Source organism: Lactobacillus sp. CA30L, assembly GCF_059900845.1.
Genome location: NZ_JBWXGB010000003.1, coordinates 115,287 through 135,000, shown reverse-complemented (window position 1 = coordinate 135,000; position 19,714 = coordinate 115,287). Strand labels below are relative to the sequence as shown.

Below are 19,714 nucleotides of genomic sequence, written 5' to 3'. Positions count from 1 at the left end.
CCTTAAAATTCATTATAAATAAAGTGAACCGAAGTAAGACCGCTATATTGATACAAGTAGATTAACCCCATTAAAATAGCACAATAAACAAGTGTTGTCAGAACAAACTTACTGATCCGCTTGCTGGTTGACGTGCGCTTTTCTTTCTTAACCATTGACTTTCATCTCTTTCAATCCCAATAATGTATTACCGAATTATAACACCGATATCAGATATCAGATATATCATTTGCGCTTAATCTTTTACTAAAATTAATTTTTTGCCGCTAGGAACCGTCATTCAGCTTACGACAGGCCCGATAAGCCAAGTAAAGCGAAATTGCAACCACGAATGGAACCAGTACAAGCGCGACAATCATCAAAATGAAAACGTTTTTGTAACCAGCACTGCTCCCTTGCAGTCGCCAATAAGTAGCTAGCAAACAGGATGATCACGGCTAGTTCTCCCCAAAATAAAAATGCGTAACTGTCGACGTCATCTAGCTGAGCTATTCTCAACCAACCCCAGGCCGGCAATATGCACAACCACCCCGTAAAGCGCAGCCAGAAAATAATCTTCTGGCGGTAAACTTGCTGCTTCATTATTCCTCCTCACTTAGTTACTGTAAGACGCCAAAACTCATCTAATTGTAACAGAGCGATTTTCAACAAACAATTCTCCATTATCGAAGCACACTAATTGATGGTTTATTTGCAAAATTTCTGTCTGTAAAATTAAACCGAGAATAATTTTACACGTCAGCTCACATTTTTTATAGCTATAGCCGATTTTTTTACATGTTCCGTATTTTCTTTAACAGTTTTAAAGAAATTCTTTACCCTTTCATAAGAGAATTTATACCTTTGCTTCATAATTGGGGTATATCATCTTAGGTGTAGTAAGTTATGAAAGCTTACTACATACTCCCACTTTTTATTTCATTCATTCTTACTCCTTCAAAGTAGATGAAAACAAACGGGCTCGCACATCTTGCGGGCCTTTTTTCATTATTATAAGATTAAGCTAGAAAATTCTCTATCTAAGAAAGGTCTCACACATGTTTTCACCCACAATCAAGCACCTGCTTGATGAAAAATCTGGTTCATTCATTATCCCCGCGTCGCGCATCGCCTTTGTTGAAGACGATAATCCGTTGTACCACGCCTTCCTAATCTTGACCCGCGTTAAGTATTCTAAAATTCCGGTACTAGACCGCGAAAGCCGTGTCGTGGGTCTGCTCAGTCTGGCAATGATTACCGCTAAGATGCTAGAAACCAACGATATCTCGCTTGATCCCCTAACCGCACTTAAGGTAAGTGACGTCATGCAAACCAAGTTTGACAAAATCAATTTCGTCCAAACGACGCTGGAAACGCAGCTGCACTTGCTGGTTGACAACGCCTTCTTGCCCGTAATTGACGATTACGGCGTTTTTCAAGGACTATTAACTAGGCGGGAATGGATTAAGGCCTTTAACTATATTAGCCATAACCTTGAAAAAGAATACCAGGTGACCCTAAGAGACAGCACCGAAGGCAAAATACAATAAAAGCAGCGATTCATTGATACAGCCAGCTAAGAGGAAGCAATGCTTCCTTCTTGTTTCTGTTAACCGCTGCAGGCAGTCCGCTTAAATTTTAAAAGCAATTTAGACCCAGTCTAAACAAAGCGGCAAACTAGTGCTAAAATAAAAGCAGCAACGTTTTTATCTATTCAGGAGGTAATTTTAACGATGAGTTTCATCAAACGACAGTGGAAGTTCATTCTCGTACTGGCAATTGGGGTAATCGGGCTTATCTGCCAGTTCGGTTTGCATGCTCCCAGTATTTTTCACATCGGCAGCCTGCAATTTCCCGTCCACGCGATTTTAATCGACTTGGTCGGCATAATGATGGCACTTTCCTTATTAAGCGAAATCGCCAGTGACTTTAAAACTGGCCGCTATGGCGTCGATCTTTTGGCTGTTGTAGCTGTTGTTTCCACTATCCTAATTGGGGATATTTGGGCTGAATGGATGATTTTGGTCATGATGACCGGGGGCGAAACCCTCGAAGATTACGCTACTGGACAAGCAGATAAAGAATTACGCTCACTTTTAAGCAATTCACCGACCATTGCCAATAAAATTGTCAACAAGGAACTCGTCGCAGTTGACGTTGACCAGTTGCAAATCGGCGATCACGTGCTCATCAAGCCCGGCGAACAGGTACCCGTTGACGGCCAGGTTGTGAGCGGCGAATCTAGCTTTGACCAGTCGTCACTGACCGGTGAGTCTGTTCCCGTGACCAAAAAAAGCGGTGATGAACTCATGTCCGGCTCGATCAACGGAAATGTGGCCGTTGAAATGGCTGTTACCAAAAAGGCCAGCGATTCAGAATATCAAACGATCGTGGCCCTGGTCCAATCATCCCAGGCCAAGCCCGCAAAATTCGTCAAAATGGCCGATCGCTACGCTGTCCCGTTTACCATTATTTCCCTCTTAATCGGAATTGGCGCGTGGATTCACTCGGGCAACCCGATTAACTTTGCCGAAGTGATGGTGGTTGCATCGCCCTGCCCGCTCTTAATCGCCGCTCCGGTTGCCCTGGTTTCCGGCATGAGCTCAATGTCCAAGAACCACATTATTGTGAAGTCCGGGCCCACGCTAGAGAAGCTGGCAACAGCTCAGACCTTTGCGTTTGATAAGACCGGCACGCTGACCGAAAACCAACTAGTAATCGATGAAGTGGTAGCCGCCGGCCGCGACTTTGACCAAGAACGGCTAAAGAGCTACGCCGCCAGCGTTGAGCAGCAATCAACCCACATTATTGCCAACTCGCTGGTGCATGCGGTCGACAAGGAACTTCTTAAGCCCGCAAAAGACATTAAAGAAACTACCGGCCAGGGCATCAGCGGCCAGGTTGACGGCCACCGCGTCAAGGTCGGCAAACTGGATTTTGTCAGTCCCGGCCAAACAGTTCAAGCCGTAAACGCAACTGCCATTTACATTTCAATCGATAGCCAGTACGCCGGCTATATTACCTTCAAGGACCAGGTCCGGCCTGAGAGTGCGCAAACGGTTGCGCGTCTGCGCCGCCAAACCGGAGCACACATGATGATACTAACCGGAGATCACAAGGACGTTGCCGCTAAAATCGGCCAAGAAGTAGGCATTAAGGACATCCGCGACAGCCTCCTGCCCGCCGAAAAGATTGCGGCAATCAAGAATGTAGGCAAGGAAAAGCGCCCTGTCGTCATGACTGGGGACGGCATCAACGATGCCCCTAGTCTAACCGCAGCAGACGTTGGCATTGCGATGGGGGCCAAGGGTGCATCTGCGGCCAGTGAGAGTGCTGACGCCATTATCATGGTCAATGATTTGTCTAAGATCAATGATGCCGTGGCTATTTCCAAGCACACCATGAAGGTTGCTAACGTTGACGTTTTAACGGCGATCACAATCGTTATTATTATTGAGCTAATTGCATTTACGGGGGTTATTCCCGCATTCTGGGGAGCCATCCTCCAGGAAGTCGTTGACATGATTTCGATCAGTCTGGCCCTCTTGGCAAAGACCAAGCCGAAGAATCCCAAGCAAACCGGGATTGCGACCCCAGCCTAACTCATGCAAGGCAAAAACAAAAGTCATGTTGCAGAACATGGCTTTTTTATATCAGCAAGAAATTTCACGGCTGCATCCAACTTCGCATTAAATCGGGCAAGAAATTAATCAACCCTATCATCAAGCAAGAAGGCCCAGTGAATTATACAGTATGTGCGCAATCACTGAATACCGTAGGTCCTTCGTGGTCGTGTAGACCCACGCTAACACGCAGCCCAGGGCCCAGTAAACAAAAAGAAATTTGGTCAAGTCGGGATCGTGGACGTAGCCGAACACAAAGCCGCTGACAAGTATTCCCAGCCACTTGCTTAGCGTTGTCTTTTGGGCGAAAAAGGTATTGAACAGGAGTCCGCGAAAGATCGTTTCTTCGAATAAGGGCGCAACAAGTGCAACCATCGGGGGGAAAAACACGCCCGCTTGCCGCGAAATGTCATTTAACGCGGCCTCGTTAGTCGACGTCGCATTACTTCCCAATTTCAGCAGCGCCTGGGTCGCGGCACTGGCTGCAACCAGCAGGACAAATCCTAAAAGCGCAATCAGCAGACGACGCACGCTCCAGTGCGGCCGTGCATTAAAGTTCCAGTCATTGCCCTTATCCAGCTGCTTACGGTAAATAACAAACAACAGGAATAACGCAAACGCGGTAACTGCCACTACTAAGAGCGTGTAGGGGACAGCACCCAGATGCAGCACCCGTTCAACTTTAAGGGGATAAAAGTAAAATCCTTGTACCAAGCCATACATTAAAAAAGCCAGGACAAGGGCACCAATATTTCCCAGGAAATAAAACACTTTCTTCATTTAAACTCTCCCCTTTTCTTATTAGCACACCACTACTAGTGCGACTGCTATATATATTATCACAGTATACTACAGATGCTGCCGTTCACTGGGATTTCTCCTCTCATTTATCTATAATGTATTTAACAATCATCGCGTAAGGTGGGAATCATGCTTAACTTTTTTCAGACTTTTGGCCAGAATCGGCCCTTCATCTACCTTTCTTTGCTCCTCCTTGCTACGTTTGTCTTCTTTTTGGTCTTCTGGCTAAAAGAACCGCGCAGTTTGCTCAACGGCATCCTTTTTTCCGTCTTTCTCATCATGCTCGGCATCTGGTTGACCGTCATTGTGCAGTCCACCAATATTCCGGCTTTGACCCTGGCCTATGAGATTCTGCTGGTGCTTTTTTTGGGCGTGATCAACCTTGTGGTCCTCTTTTCGTGGCTGTTCTTTCTGTGGAACGCCTACTTCGTTTGGAAACGTGAAAGTCATACCCTGCCCAACCTGCTGACCCTATTTATTGGCCTATTCCTGCTTGGGGCCTGGGCACTAATTTTGCTCGATCCCTTCAGCAATCTGCCCGTCTGGCTTAAGACCCTTACCTATGCTCCCCTGGCAATCATCGTCTACCTGCTGCTTGTTGCCTACAACTTCCTCATCAGCCTGCTGCTCTACCAGTTTGTTCCCCGCCAATACAACCAGGACTACCTAATCGTATTGGGTGCCGGGCTGGCTGGCGGTGAAACCGTTACGCCCCTTCTTGCCGGACGCATCAACCGGGCCATTGAATACGCCCAAAGGCAGATTGCCAAGGGGCGTGCCATGCCCAAGCTAATCATGTCCGGTGGCCAGGGCAGCGATGAGAAGGTCCCCGAGGCCCAGGCAATGGCCGAATATGCACTGGCGCGGGGCATCAGTCCCGACCACCTGCTGCTCGAAGTCAAATCGAAAAACACCTACCAAAACATGCAATTTTCCGCACGCATCGCCGCTAGCGATTTTGGCAGCACCAAGTTTCGCGCCAAGTTTTTCAGCAATAATTACCACATCTTTCGTGCGGCGCTGTACGCCAAGGCAACAGGACTAAACGCAAACGGCGTCGGCTGCTACACCAGGTTTTACTTTTTGCCCAATGCGATCGTGCGTGAATTTGCGGGCGTTTTGCTTATCAACAAGAAGCACCACCTGCTTGTTGTTTTGGCCATTATCATATTCTATGTTATGTACACCCTCGTTCAGCAATTAACCGGAATCACGTCCCTGTTGGGCTAGCTGATTATACAAATCGATATTTGATATTTATAAAATGCATCATTCACGGTCAAGCTTGTGTTAAACTTACTAATAACGACAAATCAATTTAGATTTACTTTTTTGTAAGTGTTAAAATAATTATTATTTATTAAAAAGGGAACAGCATATGCTTCAATTAAAGAATCTCCGCAAGTCTTATCAGGTCGGCGACACAGTTACCCATGCGCTTGACGACGTTTCAATTTCGTTTCGCAGCCAGGAATTCATTGCCATTCTAGGACCCAGCGGTTCCGGCAAAACCACCCTGCTAAACGTGATTGGCGGCCTGGACCGCTATGACAGCGGCGATCTAATCATTAACGGCAAGTCTACCCAAAATTTTAAGGAAACGGATTGGGACGCATACCGCAATAATTCAGTGGGCTTTGTCTTTCAAAATTATAATCTCATTCCGCACCTGACGATCAGCGCCAACGTGGAGCTCGGGATGAACCTGTCCGGCGTCTCCGCTTCAGAGCGGCACCAGCGCGCGGTTGAGGCCTTAACCCAGGTGGGATTAAAGGACCAGATTGCTAAGAGGCCCAACCAACTGTCCGGCGGTCAAATGCAGCGTGTGGCCATTGCCCGAGCGCTTGCCAACAACCCCGACATACTGCTTTGTGATGAACCCACCGGCGCACTCGACACCGAAACGTCCGAGCAGATCATGAAGCTGATTAAGAAGCTGTCAAATGACCGCTTAGTTATCATGGTGACCCACAATCCCAAGCTGGCAAATGAGTACGCAACCCGGATCGTTAACTTCCAAGACGGAAAGATCCTCAATGATTCCAACCCCTTCACGGCCGCCGGCGAAAAGGACACGTTTAAGCTCAAGCGCACCAAGATGTCGTACTGGAACGCAATCAGCCTCAGTTTTACCAACATCATGACCAAGAAGGGTCGTACCACATTGACCGCCTTTGCGTCGAGCATCGGAATCATCTCAATTGCGATTGTCTTGGCCCTGTCAAACGGCTTTCAAAAGCAGATTGACACAACCATGAGCAAAGCGCTAGCCCAGTACCCCATCACAATCACGCAAACCGCCACTGACATGGACAGCTTCGGCAAGCGCGGCGATGCCGAAAAAAACGTCCGCAGCCGCGGCTACGTCACGGCCAAAAAGGACCGCTTCCAGCAGGTCACGCACCAAAATAAGATCACCCAGAAGTACATTGATTACGTTAAAAAGATTAGCCCCAAATACGCCAACAACATCTCCTACCAGGTTGGGATCACCCTCAACCTGTTAGCGCGAAGCGGTGGCAAGATCAGACGCGTAGAATTTTCGCCGCTTGCCCCTGGTGCCAGCGACCAGCAGGCACTGGCCCAGATGCAGTCGCAAACGGCCAGCGCTTCCTTCATGGGCTCACCCGTTTTTCCTACTGCACTGTCTAAGGGCAAGGGCAACGTGGTCAAAGAGAATTACCAGCTGCTCAGCGGGAAGTGGCCTCACCGGATCACCGACCTCGTTTTGGTTGTTGACAATAAAAACACGATCAGCGTCAACTCGCTGAAAAACCTGGGCATCAAGATCAAAGCCGGTCACAGGCTAAACTATAACAAACTGGTCGGACGCAGGTTCAGGGTAGCAAGCAATGACAGCTATTACCAGGCTTTGCCGACCGGAAACTTTATCCCCCGAAAACCTGACCCGGCCATGTACGACAGCAGCAAGATTGAGCTGCAAATCACGGGCGTCATTCGGCCCAAGAACAAGGACGCAATGGCCCTGCTCGCCGACGGTATTGTTTACAGCAACAAGCTGGCCCAGAAAGTCATTAAGCAAAATCGTCATTCTGCAATCGTTAAAGCGCAAAAAAAATCCAGCCAAAACGTAATCACCAACCAACCGATGAACACGGCGGGCAAGAAACAGGTAATGCAATCTATCGGCGGCTCCACTTTGCCAGCTGGCATCATGATCTATCCGAACAACTTCAACTCCAAGGACAAGGTTTTGGATTACCTGGACAAGTGGAACAAGGGCAAGGCAAAGAAGGACAAAATCATTTACACCGACATGTCCAGCGCCGTGACTTCAATCACCGGCGGATTGCTGGGCGGGATCACGGCCGTGCTGGTTGCTTTTGCCGCAATCTCGCTCGTAACATCGATGATTATGATTGGCATCCTCACCTACACCTCGGTACTGGAAAGAACCAAGGAAATTGGCATCCTGAAGGCGCTCGGCGCACGCAAGAAGGACATTACCCGCGTCTTCGATGCCGAAACCTTTATCCTGGGCGTGTTCTCAGGCGTCCTGGGCATCTGCATTGCCTGGCTTCTGGTCTTCCCCATCAACGGTGTGCTCTACAACATTACCAAGCTGGGCCACGTGGCCCAGTTAAACCCGGTTCACGCTTTGATTTTAATTGTTATTTCAACCATCTTGACCATGCTGGGCGGTCACCTGCCGGCGCGCATGGCAGCTAAGAAAGATGCGGCAGCGGCCCTGCGTAGCGAATAAAACGCGCGTGGCACGTGCAAAAGGCTCGTTTAGTGTTTCATATGAAACATTAAGCGGGCCTTTTTGGCAACGCAAACTTAATAATTATCAGCCAATTAGCAGTTGACAAATTGGTATATGCCAATTTATAATTAGCGTAAAGAATATGGAGGCGCAACGATGAAAATTATTATTACAGAAGACAAAGCCAGCGGCAGTGCCATGGCCTTTGACCTGTTCCGCAGCAGTATTGAAAATGGTGCAAAAGTTATCGGTTTAGCAACCGGCTCGACCCCGGAGAACTTATATGAAGAATGGATTAAGAGCAGCGTTGACAACCGCGATCTGATCAGCATCAACCTTGATGAATACGTTGGGCTGAGTCCGGACAACGACCAGAGCTACCACTACTTCATGCAGAAGCACCTTTTCGACCAAAAACCGTTTAAGAAGTCATACGTTCCCGACGGGCTCAAGGCGATCAAAGACCCCGAAGGCGCTTCAGCGGATTACAATGAGATTATTAAGGAAAATCCGCTCGACGTGCAGCTTTTAGGCGTCGGTCAAAACGGCCACATTGCCTTTAACGAGCCGGGCACCCCGTTTGATTCAGTTACCCATGAGGTCAAGCTGACCGAAAACACGATCAAGGCCAATTCCCGCTTCTTCGCCAATATCGCGGATGTGCCCAAGTCCGCCATCTGCATGGGAATCGCCAACATCATGTCGGCCAAGCAAATCGTCCTGTTGGCATTCGGCACAAACAAGGCCGATGCGGTCAAAAAGATGATTGAAGGGCCAGTTACCGAAGACGTTCCGGCATCAATCTTGCAAAAGCACCCGAACGTAACCGTCATTGCCGACCAGGACGCAGCAAGCAAACTGTCTGATAAATATAAAAATTAAATTCATAACTATGTTTAAAAGAAGTGCAATTGCACTTCTTTTTTTGTCTGCACTGTACTAAAACGATAACGTACATATATCGATGCATATCATTTGTATAGCAAAATAATCAGTATTAAGCTTAAGTTAATATAGAGGGGATGGTGATGAATTGAAACGAAGTAAAAAGTTGTTCATGGTAATAAGCATAATTTTATTGTTGCCTTTACCTGTTTATTTTTTGTGGGAGACCAGCGGTCTTTGGCAAAAATACTTAAAAATCCGGCTGCCCGCCGCCGGCACCCCGGACCCAATATTGACCTGGTACCTAATCGCAATCAGTACGCTGGTTGCACTGGTTCTGCTTATTAGTTTAATAGTCACCCTGTTCTGGCCCGTCCGCCGGTACTTTAACCTGATTCACAAGCATGACGGCCAAATCAAGGTTACCAGCAAGGCAATCAACGGCTTTGTGGCTAGCTCGCTGGCTGGCTTGCCCTACCTAAACAAGGTCAAGGTGGATTCACGGCTCACCAATCACAAGGTAAAAATCAAAATCAGTGGTGACCTGGGCGCTGGTGAAAACGTGGCGGACCTGCTTGACGAATACCTGGAGGAGCTGCGGAAAAACCTCAAGCTGCTCTTAGGGGTTGAACAGAAGCCGAAGATTGTCGTTAAGTTTGTCAATTATCATAATTCCGAAAAGACAGAGAGACGCGTTCAATAAAGGAGGTAGACAATGAAAGAATATTTGCAAAAATACCTCCCGGAAATATGCGGTGCGGCAGTCGGCCTGCTGCTGGCATTCTGCTTTTTGGGACTGGGATTTTTCAAAACTATTTTTGTTATTTTAATGTTGGTTTTGGGTGCTTTAGGCGGGCACTACTACCCCCTCCTAAAAAACCTCAAGAACAAGTAACTCACGAAGGGATTGATGCAAGATGGCACAAAATAATACAACGCAGGGAAAACACGAAGTAAAAGGTGATTTGAATTACGATTCCAAGGTTATCCAAAAAATTATCGGAATCGCACTTTCGGATATCAAGGGGCTTTTAACCATTAACGGCGGTTTTTTCTCCAACCTCGCGGATAAAATCGTTAACAACGATGACGTCACTTCCGGGGTCAACGTCGAGGTCGGCAAGAAACAGGTTGCCGTTGACATCGAGATTGTTGCCGAATACGGCGTCGAGATTACCAAGCTATATGACCAAATCAAGCAGAAGATCTACGACAAGGTCAAGGAAATGACCGGCCTGGACACCGTTGAAGTGAACGTCACCGTCGTTGACATCAAAACCAAGAAGGAACACGAAAAAGATTCGGTCAGTCTTCAGGACCGCATTTCGGACGTGACCCAGGATGCCAAGGAAAAGATCGGCAATACGAAGGACAAAATCGGCGACCAAAAAGATGAGCACGAAGAAAAAAAGGACGACCAAAAGCGGGTTAAGTAGCTAATTGCTTTTGATTACTAAAAAGGGGGTGCACCGTAAGACGCTCGGTGCACCCCCTTTTTGTCTGCTCTTTTAACTAGCTATTTTGCCTTGGTCCTGCGTTTTTGCACGAAATAGTTAAGCAAAGCGATGGCCAGCAAAATCACATTGCCCAGCGCACATATCAACATAATATTGCGTGGTGAAGCCGTTCCCATCATTTTGTTAACGCCGTTCATAACAGTTGGTGAAACAACCGTTCCAACGTTCAAAGCAATCATCAAAATTGATTGACCGGTATTTGAAGTTTCAGCATCCGTTAAAAGACCCATCCAGTTGTAAAGATATGGCAAAACAAGACTGTTGCCAATGCCTAACAATAACAACGAGAATAATAGAAAAACAATATTAGACGAAATAGAAATTAAGTAGTAACCAATAACTTGGATAACGAAACCAATCGGAAATACTTTGTTGCCTATTCGCTTTAATAAAAAACCGAAAAGAGCAGCTGTCACCATGGTAAATATCCTTAAGAGTCCGGTAACCCAGGCCGATGTAGCAGCTGTTCCCATATTTCCTGCAATGATTAGACGAGGCAATGTAAAGTTGGTCGGCATATATAAAATCAAATTGGAAAACATAAAGAAGACAATTAGCAGAACTTCACCCGTAAATTTGAAATGCTTCTTAGTCTTAACCTGTATTTGCCTGTTTTCAGCGTCTTCATCATCAATGCCATTAACAAACAAACCGAATAAAATTATTAATACCAGTGGAATCAGATACACAAGAAAAACTTGGTGCCAGCCGAATGAAACTAACCAGCCAACTACGAAAGAACCGATGGCACTGCCCAGTGTTTGAATGGTGTTTTGATAACCCATCATATGAGCCATTGTGTCTTTGTCTTGCCGGTAAAGCTGGACAATTAAGCTGGTTGCCAAAGCCATAAATAAGCCAAAAGCAAGTCCAACCGCTAGTCGGGAAAGCAAAATAACGGGATAAGAATTGCTAAAATAAGGAATTATTCCTAAAACCGTTACGCCCAATAAACCAATAATAATTGTTTTTTTCTTACCAATAAAGCGAAAAATAAGCGGACTAATTAAAATGCCCACAATTTTCATCAAATTAGGAATAGTACTTAAAGTATCAATTTGTGCTTGACTGACGCCCGGAAAATGCATTAATGGTAATGCAGGAGAAATTGACGGTGCCAGCATAATTGCAAGTGAAATTGACAGAAGAGAGATTTTAAACAGCACACTATTATGTGATAATTTTTTCATAATTTCAGCCTCAAAAATGTTTAGTTTTTAGTGCAGAGATGCAGAGGAAACTGTCTCTGCCTGAGAATCTGTGTCATCAAACATATGATGAGTAATGTAATCTTGTGCTCCGGCCGCGGCAACTGCCCCATCACTTGCAGAAGTCACGACTTGACTTAAATACCTCTTTCTAACATCACCCGCAGCAAAAATACCATTTTTGGTGATGCTCATATCATCCTTAGGGTGAAAATAACCATCTTCATCCGTTGAAGCTAGATCTGCAATGAATGCGGTAGCAGGAATCATCCCACCATAAAGGAAGACACCATCACAGCTTAAATTTTCTTTTTTATCAGTGTCCGTGTGCTTAACGATGATACTTTCAACGTTCATTTCACCGTTAATGGCTACCAATTCACAATTCCAAGTAAACTTCATTTTGGGTTCAGCTTCAGCTAGCTCTTTGTTTTTGCTACTGCAGTCAAATTGTCCCTCAGGATGATTAACGATGACGTCCACTTCCTTTGCGTATTTGCAGGTCATCAGGCCTTCGTTGATTGCTTGATCATTACTGCCGATAACAACAACCTTTTGATTGCGATAAAATTCTGCATCACAGGTTGCACAATAAGACACACCCATACCGGCAAGTTCATCCTCACCTGGAACGTCAAACTTCTTTGGCTGCATCCCCGTTGCAACAATTAGGGCCTTAGCCAGGTAGTCTTCTTTACGCGTATGAACAAGCTTGTAATCATCTTGAAGCATAATTTTTTTAGGTTTAGCCTTAATAATCTTTGCGCCAAAAGATTCTGCATGCCCTTTTAAGTTAGCGATAAAATCCGGACCAGAAATGTTTTTGATTCCGGGATATGACGTTAACTTGGTTATCTGATTGGTTCTGCCCCCTATTTCATCTTTTTCAAGAATTAAGGTCTTAAGCTGATAACGACTACTATATAAACCTGCAGTCAATCCCGCAGGACCTGCACCGATAATTACAACATCATATTTTTCCATGTAATCCTCCTAATACTTATCTATATTTATTTTTAGTTTACATGTGAAGTTCTTAATTTAGATATAGCATTTGCCTATATTAGATAGCGCTTTCTTATGGTTGAAGCCTTATTTTTAATGGTATAAATATTGTGAACGATATAATTTGTAAAACTGCTAAGGAGGTTTTTATGAAGGAATTGGTTCCGGCTTCTTTTGAAGAATTAGTAACAAATGGAAACAGGTGTTTGGTTATGTTTTCTCGTAAAACATGTCCTGTCTGCGCCAAGGTTAAGCCTAAAGTTCTTGATCTTGAACAGGATTATTCGAATATTCCTTTCTATAACGTTGATGTAGTTGCACACCCTAATTTACAGGCAAAATTTCACCTAAAGGGTGTGCCCCACGTCATCTTGTTTGAAGATGGCGAACCGGTTAAGAGACTAACGGGTAATCATGATGAAGATGATTACGCAGATATGCTTGATAATAATTAGGAGGTATCATAATGGGACGCACAGTTTATCCTACTGGAACAGTAAAATTTGACCCAAGTAAAACTTGGAGTGGCTATACGCTTTTTAATGGTGACGGTGAAGGTACTCTGTTAATTGATATGAACGGTAAAATCGTTCATGAGTGGAAGAACCTTCAGGGCTTTCCAAACAAAATGATTCGCGGTGGTAAGGTATTTGGTTCATTAAAAGCACGTGATCGGTATGCTGCCTACCAAGATCAATCTGACGTTACTGAAGTTGATTGGGATGGTAAGAAACTCTGGAGCTTTAACCATAATCAGGAAGTTGATGATGAGGATACCGGAAAGGTTTGGGTTGCACGTCAACACCATGACTACCAAATCGAAGGTAACCCTGTTGGTTACTATGTTCCGGGTCAAGAAAGCAATGACAACTTTCAAAAAATGTTAATTCTTACTCACAATAACTTGAAGAAGAAAAGGGTATCGCCACAGTCTTTGCTTGAAGATGTCTTAATTGAAATCAATCGGTCGGGTGAAATCATGTGGTCATGGAGCTTAATGGATCACTTCAAAGAATTTCATTTAAGTAACATCGAATTGAATGCAATATTCCGTGATCCTAATACACATGATACGGGTGACGAAGGTGAAGGTGACATTTTCCACTGCAACTGTGCGAGTTACTTAGGGCCCAACAAGTGGTATGATCAAGGTGACAAACGCTTTGCGCCTGACAACATTATTATTGATGCACGTGAAGCTAACATTATGTGGATTATTGACCACGAAACAGGCAAAATAGTCTGGCAAATTGGGCCCGATTACACGATGAGTCCTGAACTAAGGACACTCGGTCCCCTTGTTGGGATGCACCATGCACATATGATTCCTAAAGGTTTGCCTGGAGCTGGCAACATTTTAGTATTCAATAATGGTGGCTGGGCCGGTTATGGCATTCCTAACCAAGTCTCTAAGACCGGTATGAAAACTGCTCGGATTGATACTTCAAAGGTAATTGAATTTGACCCGATTACGCTTGAAGTGAAATGGACATTTGACTCTTCTGACTTGGGTGAAACCATGATTTGGCACCAGCACCGTTTCTATTCACCATTAGTCAGCGATACACAAAGATTGCCAAATGGAAACACCTTGATTGATGAAGGAACTGAGGGTAGATTCCTTGAAGTTACTCCCGATAAAGAAGTGGTTTGGGAATATGTTTACCCTCACGTCAATAATTACCTCGTTTATCGGGCATATCGAATTCCTTATGATTGGATTCCACAATTAACTAAGCCTGAAGAGATCGAAGTTACACCGCCAGCAAATGATCAATTCCAAGTCAAAGGTGCTGCTAATCCTAACTTCACTAAAGAAACTACCGTTGAAGTCGAAGGCGCTGCCGGTTATGGTGAGGGAATGGATGCGTGCGTCGACGAACTAGATTAAAAGGTCATTATGCAATTAGTTCAAATTCAAGACGTTATTGCGATTGCAGAATATAAATCAATATCCCAAGCAGCTAAAGAGTTGTTTATTTCTCAACCCACATTAAGTGAGGCACTAATTTCACTTGAAAAAGAATTAGGTTTTCAAATCTTTGAACGGGGTAGACGTGGCGTTACCCTAACTGCAAAAGGACAGGAGATTTACCGAATTGCACAAAATATTCAAAAAAGCGTAGATGAAATAAAAAGCCTCTCTACACGGGGAAAAAGCATCAGCTCTGTTAGACTTACTTCTATTCCGATGATTTCAAGCACTATTTTTATAAATATTATTGACAACCTTTATCGCAAGATGCCAAATTTAAGGATTTATCCTGACGAGGGCCGTCCTAATCAAGTATTAAATAACCTAGAAGATGGAAAAACTGACATCGCTTTTGAGAATATCAATCGCATAAATAAGGAACGTTTTGCGACGTTAATTAATAAAAGCAATATGCAAAAAAAGCTACTGTGCAAAATTCCGGTAGTTGCCATTGTTCCCGCTGACTCACCGATGGCAAAGTTAGATAAAATAAATCGCCAGCAATTGTTTTCATATCATTACCGCCACATTTATCTCACTGACTACTGTGACTGTGATTTCCAGTCGGAAGATATTATGTTAGCCAATCGTGACTTGATACTTAATGCAGTGTCACACAATGTTGGTTACACGATGATGCCAGAAACTGCTATCTTTGATTATGACAATAAAAATATAAAAATAATCACAATGGCAGAAGAAAAAAAGGAGGATTTGTTCCTGCTTTATCCGAGCAAGGAATTGATCACCCCTATCCAAGAGAAAATTATCAACCTAATTACTAATTGTATTAATCAGTTAGGCTACAATAAGTAGCCCACTCCCCCTCCTGAATAACAAATTCAAGGGGGGATTTTTTGTTACCGCTTTGTTTCACGTGTAACAGCTCTTAAAATATGCAATATGCAATCATATTAAACGGCATAAGAACCCTTTACGCTCCTTTGCATTTTTAGATAATTAATTATTAGTCTTGCTTTATTTTAAATATAAGCATTTTTTATTGCAGACCAAATATCCGCTTGACATTACCCGCAATTTTTTAATTTAATTTTTGCTTGTGTACCACAATATCTCGTATTAAACTAGATAAGGATCTATATATTGTATTTAAGAAAGAACGTGATGACAGTTATTGTTTTAAGTGGGCCAATTGGGGCCGGCAAATCCAGTTTAACCAGCATTTTAGCTGAACATTTAGGCACGCAGGCTTTTTATGAGGGGATTGAAGATAATCCCGTGCTTCCCCTCTACTATAAGGACATGAAGCGGTATACCTTTCTGCTCAACATCTACTTGCTTAACCACCGTTTAGCCCAAATCAGTCAGGCCATCCAGGAAAAAAATAGCGTTTCAGACCGTTCCATTTACGAAGACGAGCTCTTCTTTAAGATGAACGCCGAAAACAAGGTGGCTGATCCAACGGAATTCCAGATCTATGCCAGTTTGCTCAAAAACATGATGGAAGACACCCCTGGCAACCCGAGCAAGAAGCCTGACCTGCTAATCTACATTCACGTGTCTCTTGATACAATGCTAGAACGGATTGAAAAGCGCGGACGTTCATTCGAGCAGATCAGTACTGATCCAAGCCTCAAGGATTACTACGCGTGCCTTTTGAGCTACTACGAACCGTGGTATGAAAGCTATCACGAATCGCCTAAGATCAAAATCGACGGTGATAAGCTTGACTTCATTACTGATGAAGCAGCCAAAAAAGAAGTTTTAAGTCAAATTGATGAAAAATTGCGCGCATTGGGCAATTTAGAATAAAGAAGGATCGTGATGACAGTTATTGTTTTAAGCGGGCCAATTGGAGCCGGTAAGTCTAGTTTAACCAGTATTTTAGCCAATTATTTAGGGACCAAACCCTTTTATGAGAGCGTTGACAACAACCCCGTATTGCCGCTTTTCTATGCGGACCCGAAGAAGTATGCGTTTCTGCTTCAGGTGTTCTTCCTCAACACGCGTTTTCGCAGCATCAAGGATGCGTTAACGGATGACAACAATGTTCTTGATCGGTCCATTTATGAAGATGCCCTCTTCTTCCAGATGAACGCAGATATTGGTCGGGCAACCACGGAAGAGGTCGACACCTACTACGAGCTGCTGAACAACATGATGGGCCAGCTTGAGCACATGCCCAAGAAGAATCCCGACCTGCTTGTACACATCAACGTTTCTTATGACACAATGATCAAGCGTATCCAAAAACGGGGCAGGCCGTACGAGCAACTCAGCTACGATGCAACGCTTGAGGACTACTACAAGCGTCTTCTGCGTTACTACAAGCCGTGGTACCAAAAGTACGACTATTCTCCTAAGATGGAAATTGACGGCGATAGCCTCGACTTTATGACTAATGAGGAGGACCGGCAAGTTGTTCTGGACCAAATTGTTGCCAAGCTCAAGGAGATTGGCAAGCTCCCCTCATCCTGGAGCAAGCCAACCGCAGTCGCAATTGACAATTAAATAATATTTTAGTCAAACAAAAAGCCAATCGTGCAGACAACCACGCCTGCTAATTGGCTTTTTTCGTGTTCAAAATAAAATACCTAAAGCTAAGGTCAGTCCAACTGGTCAAGGACTGCGGCAATCCCGTCGTGATTGTTGTCCAGCGTAACCGTAGCAAATCTGGCTTTTAATTCAGCGGGCGCATTGCCCATTAATACCGGGTGCCCTACTGCATTAAGCATCGCCTCGTCATTATAGTTGTCGCCGAAGGCCCAACAATCACCCAATTCAACGCCAAAGGCCTGCGCCAGTTCGCTAACGCCCCTGCCCTTCGTTACGCCCTTGAGCATAACCTCCAGCAAATTAGGCGCAGATTTGACGAAGACCAGCTGCGGGTACAGGCTGCTTAACGCCCGCTGACCCTCATCGAGCACGGCCGGATTCCCCATAATCAAAACCTTGTGTACGCCCCGCAGTTTTTTAACCCCGGCAATGGAACTAGGCGTGGCTTTAAGCTTGACTATTTCTTCTTCCCTCTCAACCAGTGACGGATTATTACCCGGGGAATAGTACCAGTCATAGCCACTGTACACATTCCACGCCGTGCCAGCACACTTTTGCTCAACGTACGTACAGATTGCTGCCGCTGTAGCTGCTGGCATAAATTGCGAACTGAGCGGTCGCCCCAGCTCATCTAAAACCAGCGCCCCATTATATGCGATCATGGGGCATGATTTCATGATCTGCCCCACCACGGTCATAATTGCCTGCGGCATGCGTGCCGATACGGGAACAAAAATATTTCCCTTAACCACTTGCTTGCGAATCGCTCTCAGTGTTTTAGGCGTCACCTTTAGGTCCGAATTGATTAACGTACCATCGATATCTGAGAAAAGCAGTTTAGCCATATTTCCTCCTTAATGAACTTGTCCACCACATACTGGTCAATTTACCTTATTCTACTGGTTGTTTGCACCCCCGGTCAACGCTGCGGCCAATGCTTCTTCGCATTTTTTGTTGTCTATACCTTGACCTCGGCTATAAATAATTCGCATTTGCAATTATTTTACAGAGTGATAAACTATAGCAGTCGGTTATTTTAGACAAAACACGAACATTGATTTGTGGGAGAGGTTACATGAATTTTATAAAGAGTTACTTTCAACTCGATAAATACAAGACTAGCGTTAAGGTTGAGTTCCTTGCCGGACTGACCACTTTTATTAGCATGTCTTACATCCTATTTGTTAATCCCAGCGTTTTGGGCGCAAGCGGCATGGACAAGGGTGCTGTCTTCACGGCTACAGCCCTGGCAAGTGCTCTAGGCACTGCATTAATGGGAATCATCGCCAATTATCCAATCGGCGAGGCACCCGCATTGGGAATTAACGCATTTTTTGCCTACACGGTCTGCATTGGCATGCATGTTTCATGGGAAACAGCTCTGGCAGCCGTCTTCGTTGCTTCGATTATTTTTATCTTAATCACGATGTTTAAGCTCCGTGAAAAAATCATCAATGCCATTCCGTCTGACCTGAAATTCGCAATATCTTCCGGAATCGGCTTATTCATTGCATTCCTGGGCATGCAGGACGGGGGCCTGATCGTCGCCAACAAGTCGACCTTGGTCGGTCTCGGTTCGCTGCACGACCCGGCGGTCTGGATTACCATTTTCGGCTTGCTGGTTACCGTTGTCCTAATGATCCTAAACGTTCCCGGGGCCATCTTTATCGGTATGGTTCTAGCGGCTATTTTTGGCATTGTTACCGGACAAATTGCACTGCCAAGCAAGATCATCTCGGTTGCGCCAAGCATTGCGCCATCTTTTGGGCAAGCAATTTTCCACGTTAAGGACATTAATACCCTGCAAATGTGGGTTGTTGTCCTTACCTTCCTGCTGGTTACCTTTTTCGATACGGCTGGTACCCTGATCGGGCTGGCACAGCAGGCGGGCTTTATGAAGGACAACAAGATGCCACGCGTCGGCAAGGCCTTGGCGTCCGATTCAACCGCGATGATGGTTGGTTCCGTTCTGGGGACTTCGCCGGTGGGAGCATTTGTTGAATCAAGCGCCGGTATTGCCGTTGGGGGCCGGACTGGTCTAACTGCAGTCTTCGTTGCAATTTTCTTCATGATCTCAATGATCTTCAGCCCCCTCTTGGGACTGTTCACTACGCATGTTACCGCCCCGGCTTTAATCATCGTGGGCGTTCTGATGGCCCAAAACACGGCCCATATTCACTGGGATAAAATGGAAATTGCCGTGCCTGCATTCCTAATTCTGATTGGCATGCCGCTGACCTACTCTATTTCAGACGGTCTGGCACTGGGATTAATCACTTATCCAATCTGCATGGTTGCGGCTAAACGCGGCAGAGAAATAACGCCAATGATGTGGATTCTCTTTTTCGTCTTCATCTTCTTCTTATGGGTGTTAAACTTCTAATTTATATACGGTATTTAAAAAGACCGCATTATGATAGAATATATAAATATGGTGAGGTAGAGTGCTATTCTTACCATATTTATTTTTTGTTTTA

20 protein-coding genes are annotated in these 19,714 nt (G+C 44.9%); 14 read left to right on the top strand and 6 right to left on the bottom strand.

What is annotated here, in order from left to right; translation table 11 throughout:
* Nucleotides 1–2: 2 nt before the first annotated feature.
* Both AC2JF8_RS04730 and AC2JF8_RS04725 read right to left on the bottom strand, forming a co-directional pair.
* The gene (locus tag AC2JF8_RS04730) at nucleotides 3–155 is read right to left on the bottom strand and encodes a teichoic acid D-Ala incorporation-associated protein DltX (RefSeq protein ID WP_500761520.1); all 153 of its coding nucleotides are present in this window, start codon (nucleotides 153–155) and stop codon (nucleotides 3–5) included.
* Between the two features lie 130 nt (nucleotides 156–285).
* Nucleotides 286–582: a hypothetical protein gene (locus AC2JF8_RS04725; protein WP_500761518.1), complete on the bottom strand. Its 297-nt coding sequence runs from the start codon at nucleotides 580–582 to the stop codon at nucleotides 286–288.
* 455 nt (nucleotides 583–1,037) lie between these two features.
* Between AC2JF8_RS04725 and cbpB the strand changes: the two genes are divergently transcribed.
* Nucleotides 1,038–1,529 carry a cyclic-di-AMP-binding protein CbpB gene (cbpB, locus tag AC2JF8_RS04720; protein ID WP_500761516.1) on the top strand — a complete coding sequence of 164 codons (492 nt, stop codon included), beginning with the start codon at nucleotides 1,038–1,040 and terminating at the stop codon, nucleotides 1,527–1,529.
* 183 nt (nucleotides 1,530–1,712) lie between these two features.
* Entirely contained in the window at nucleotides 1,713–3,581 is a 1,869-nt protein-coding gene (locus tag AC2JF8_RS04715; protein WP_500761514.1) for a heavy metal translocating P-type ATPase, read from the top strand.
* 120 nt (nucleotides 3,582–3,701) lie between these two features.
* Here the strand turns inward: AC2JF8_RS04715 and AC2JF8_RS04710 are convergent, their stop codons facing one another.
* Entirely contained in the window at nucleotides 3,702–4,382 is a 681-nt protein-coding gene (locus tag AC2JF8_RS04710) for a CPBP family intramembrane glutamic endopeptidase (protein WP_500761512.1), read from the bottom strand.
* 150 nt (nucleotides 4,383–4,532) lie between these two features.
* On the opposite strand from AC2JF8_RS04710, the gene AC2JF8_RS04705 reads away from it, so the two are divergent.
* The 6 genes from AC2JF8_RS04705 to AC2JF8_RS04680 all read left to right on the top strand — a co-directional run bounded on the left by AC2JF8_RS04705 (nucleotide 4,533) and on the right by AC2JF8_RS04680 (nucleotide 10,451).
* Complete coding sequence (locus AC2JF8_RS04705) at nucleotides 4,533–5,633, top strand: YdcF family protein (protein WP_500761510.1); 1,101 nt, start codon at nucleotides 4,533–4,535, stop codon at nucleotides 5,631–5,633.
* 148 nt (nucleotides 5,634–5,781) lie between these two features.
* Nucleotides 5,782–8,127, top strand: a complete 2,346-nt coding sequence (locus AC2JF8_RS04700) for an ABC transporter ATP-binding protein/permease (RefSeq protein WP_500761508.1) — start codon at nucleotides 5,782–5,784, stop codon at nucleotides 8,125–8,127.
* 159 nt (nucleotides 8,128–8,286) lie between these two features.
* Nucleotides 8,287–9,012, top strand: a complete 726-nt coding sequence (locus AC2JF8_RS04695; protein WP_500761506.1) for a glucosamine-6-phosphate deaminase — start codon at nucleotides 8,287–8,289, stop codon at nucleotides 9,010–9,012.
* A 151-nt stretch (nucleotides 9,013–9,163) separates the two neighbouring features.
* The gene (amaP, locus tag AC2JF8_RS04690) at nucleotides 9,164–9,718 is read left to right on the top strand and encodes an alkaline shock response membrane anchor protein AmaP (RefSeq protein WP_500761504.1); all 555 of its coding nucleotides are present in this window, start codon (nucleotides 9,164–9,166) and stop codon (nucleotides 9,716–9,718) included.
* 12 nt (nucleotides 9,719–9,730) lie between these two features.
* Entirely contained in the window at nucleotides 9,731–9,910 is a 180-nt protein-coding gene (locus AC2JF8_RS04685) for a DUF2273 domain-containing protein (RefSeq protein ID WP_500761502.1), read from the top strand.
* Nucleotides 9,911–9,932: 22 nt separating this feature from the next.
* Nucleotides 9,933–10,451, top strand: a complete 519-nt coding sequence (locus tag AC2JF8_RS04680) for an Asp23/Gls24 family envelope stress response protein (protein WP_500761500.1) — start codon at nucleotides 9,933–9,935, stop codon at nucleotides 10,449–10,451.
* 80 nt (nucleotides 10,452–10,531) lie between these two features.
* Here the strand turns inward: AC2JF8_RS04680 and AC2JF8_RS04675 are convergent, their stop codons facing one another.
* Nucleotides 10,532–11,722, bottom strand: coding sequence for an MFS transporter (locus tag AC2JF8_RS04675; RefSeq protein ID WP_500761498.1), 1,191 nt, complete (start codon nucleotides 11,720–11,722; stop codon nucleotides 10,532–10,534).
* 27 nt (nucleotides 11,723–11,749) lie between these two features.
* Entirely contained in the window at nucleotides 11,750–12,724 is a 975-nt protein-coding gene (locus tag AC2JF8_RS04670; protein ID WP_500761496.1) for an NAD(P)/FAD-dependent oxidoreductase, read from the bottom strand.
* A gap of 170 nt (nucleotides 12,725–12,894) precedes the next feature.
* Between AC2JF8_RS04670 and AC2JF8_RS04665 the strand changes: the two genes are divergently transcribed.
* The 5 genes from AC2JF8_RS04665 (at nucleotide 12,895) to AC2JF8_RS04645 (ending at nucleotide 17,192) form a co-directional block, all read left to right on the top strand.
* The gene (locus AC2JF8_RS04665) at nucleotides 12,895–13,200 is read left to right on the top strand and encodes a thioredoxin family protein (RefSeq protein ID WP_500761494.1); all 306 of its coding nucleotides are present in this window, start codon (nucleotides 12,895–12,897) and stop codon (nucleotides 13,198–13,200) included.
* An 11-nt stretch (nucleotides 13,201–13,211) separates the two neighbouring features.
* Nucleotides 13,212–14,636 (top strand): aryl-sulfate sulfotransferase, encoded by a 1,425-nt coding sequence (locus tag AC2JF8_RS04660; protein ID WP_500761492.1) that lies wholly within the window; start codon nucleotides 13,212–13,214, stop codon nucleotides 14,634–14,636.
* 9 nt (nucleotides 14,637–14,645) lie between these two features.
* Nucleotides 14,646–15,536 (top strand): LysR family transcriptional regulator, encoded by an 891-nt coding sequence (locus AC2JF8_RS04655; RefSeq protein ID WP_500761490.1) that lies wholly within the window; start codon nucleotides 14,646–14,648, stop codon nucleotides 15,534–15,536.
* Nucleotides 15,537–15,842: 306 nt separating this feature from the next.
* A complete protein-coding gene (locus tag AC2JF8_RS04650) occupies nucleotides 15,843–16,493 on the top strand; it encodes a deoxynucleoside kinase (protein ID WP_500761764.1) in 651 nt (216 codons plus the stop codon).
* A 12-nt stretch (nucleotides 16,494–16,505) separates the two neighbouring features.
* Nucleotides 16,506–17,192 carry a deoxynucleoside kinase gene (locus AC2JF8_RS04645; protein WP_500761488.1) on the top strand — a complete coding sequence of 229 codons (687 nt, stop codon included), beginning with the start codon at nucleotides 16,506–16,508 and terminating at the stop codon, nucleotides 17,190–17,192.
* A 95-nt stretch (nucleotides 17,193–17,287) separates the two neighbouring features.
* Here AC2JF8_RS04645 and AC2JF8_RS04640 read toward each other — a convergent pair whose 3' ends face one another.
* Entirely contained in the window at nucleotides 17,288–18,082 is a 795-nt protein-coding gene (locus AC2JF8_RS04640) for a Cof-type HAD-IIB family hydrolase (protein WP_500761486.1), read from the bottom strand.
* A 230-nt stretch (nucleotides 18,083–18,312) separates the two neighbouring features.
* Between AC2JF8_RS04640 and AC2JF8_RS04635 the strand changes: the two genes are divergently transcribed.
* Entirely contained in the window at nucleotides 18,313–19,620 is a 1,308-nt protein-coding gene (locus AC2JF8_RS04635) for an NCS2 family permease (RefSeq protein ID WP_500761484.1), read from the top strand.
* Nucleotides 19,621–19,714: the final 94 nt, after the last annotated feature.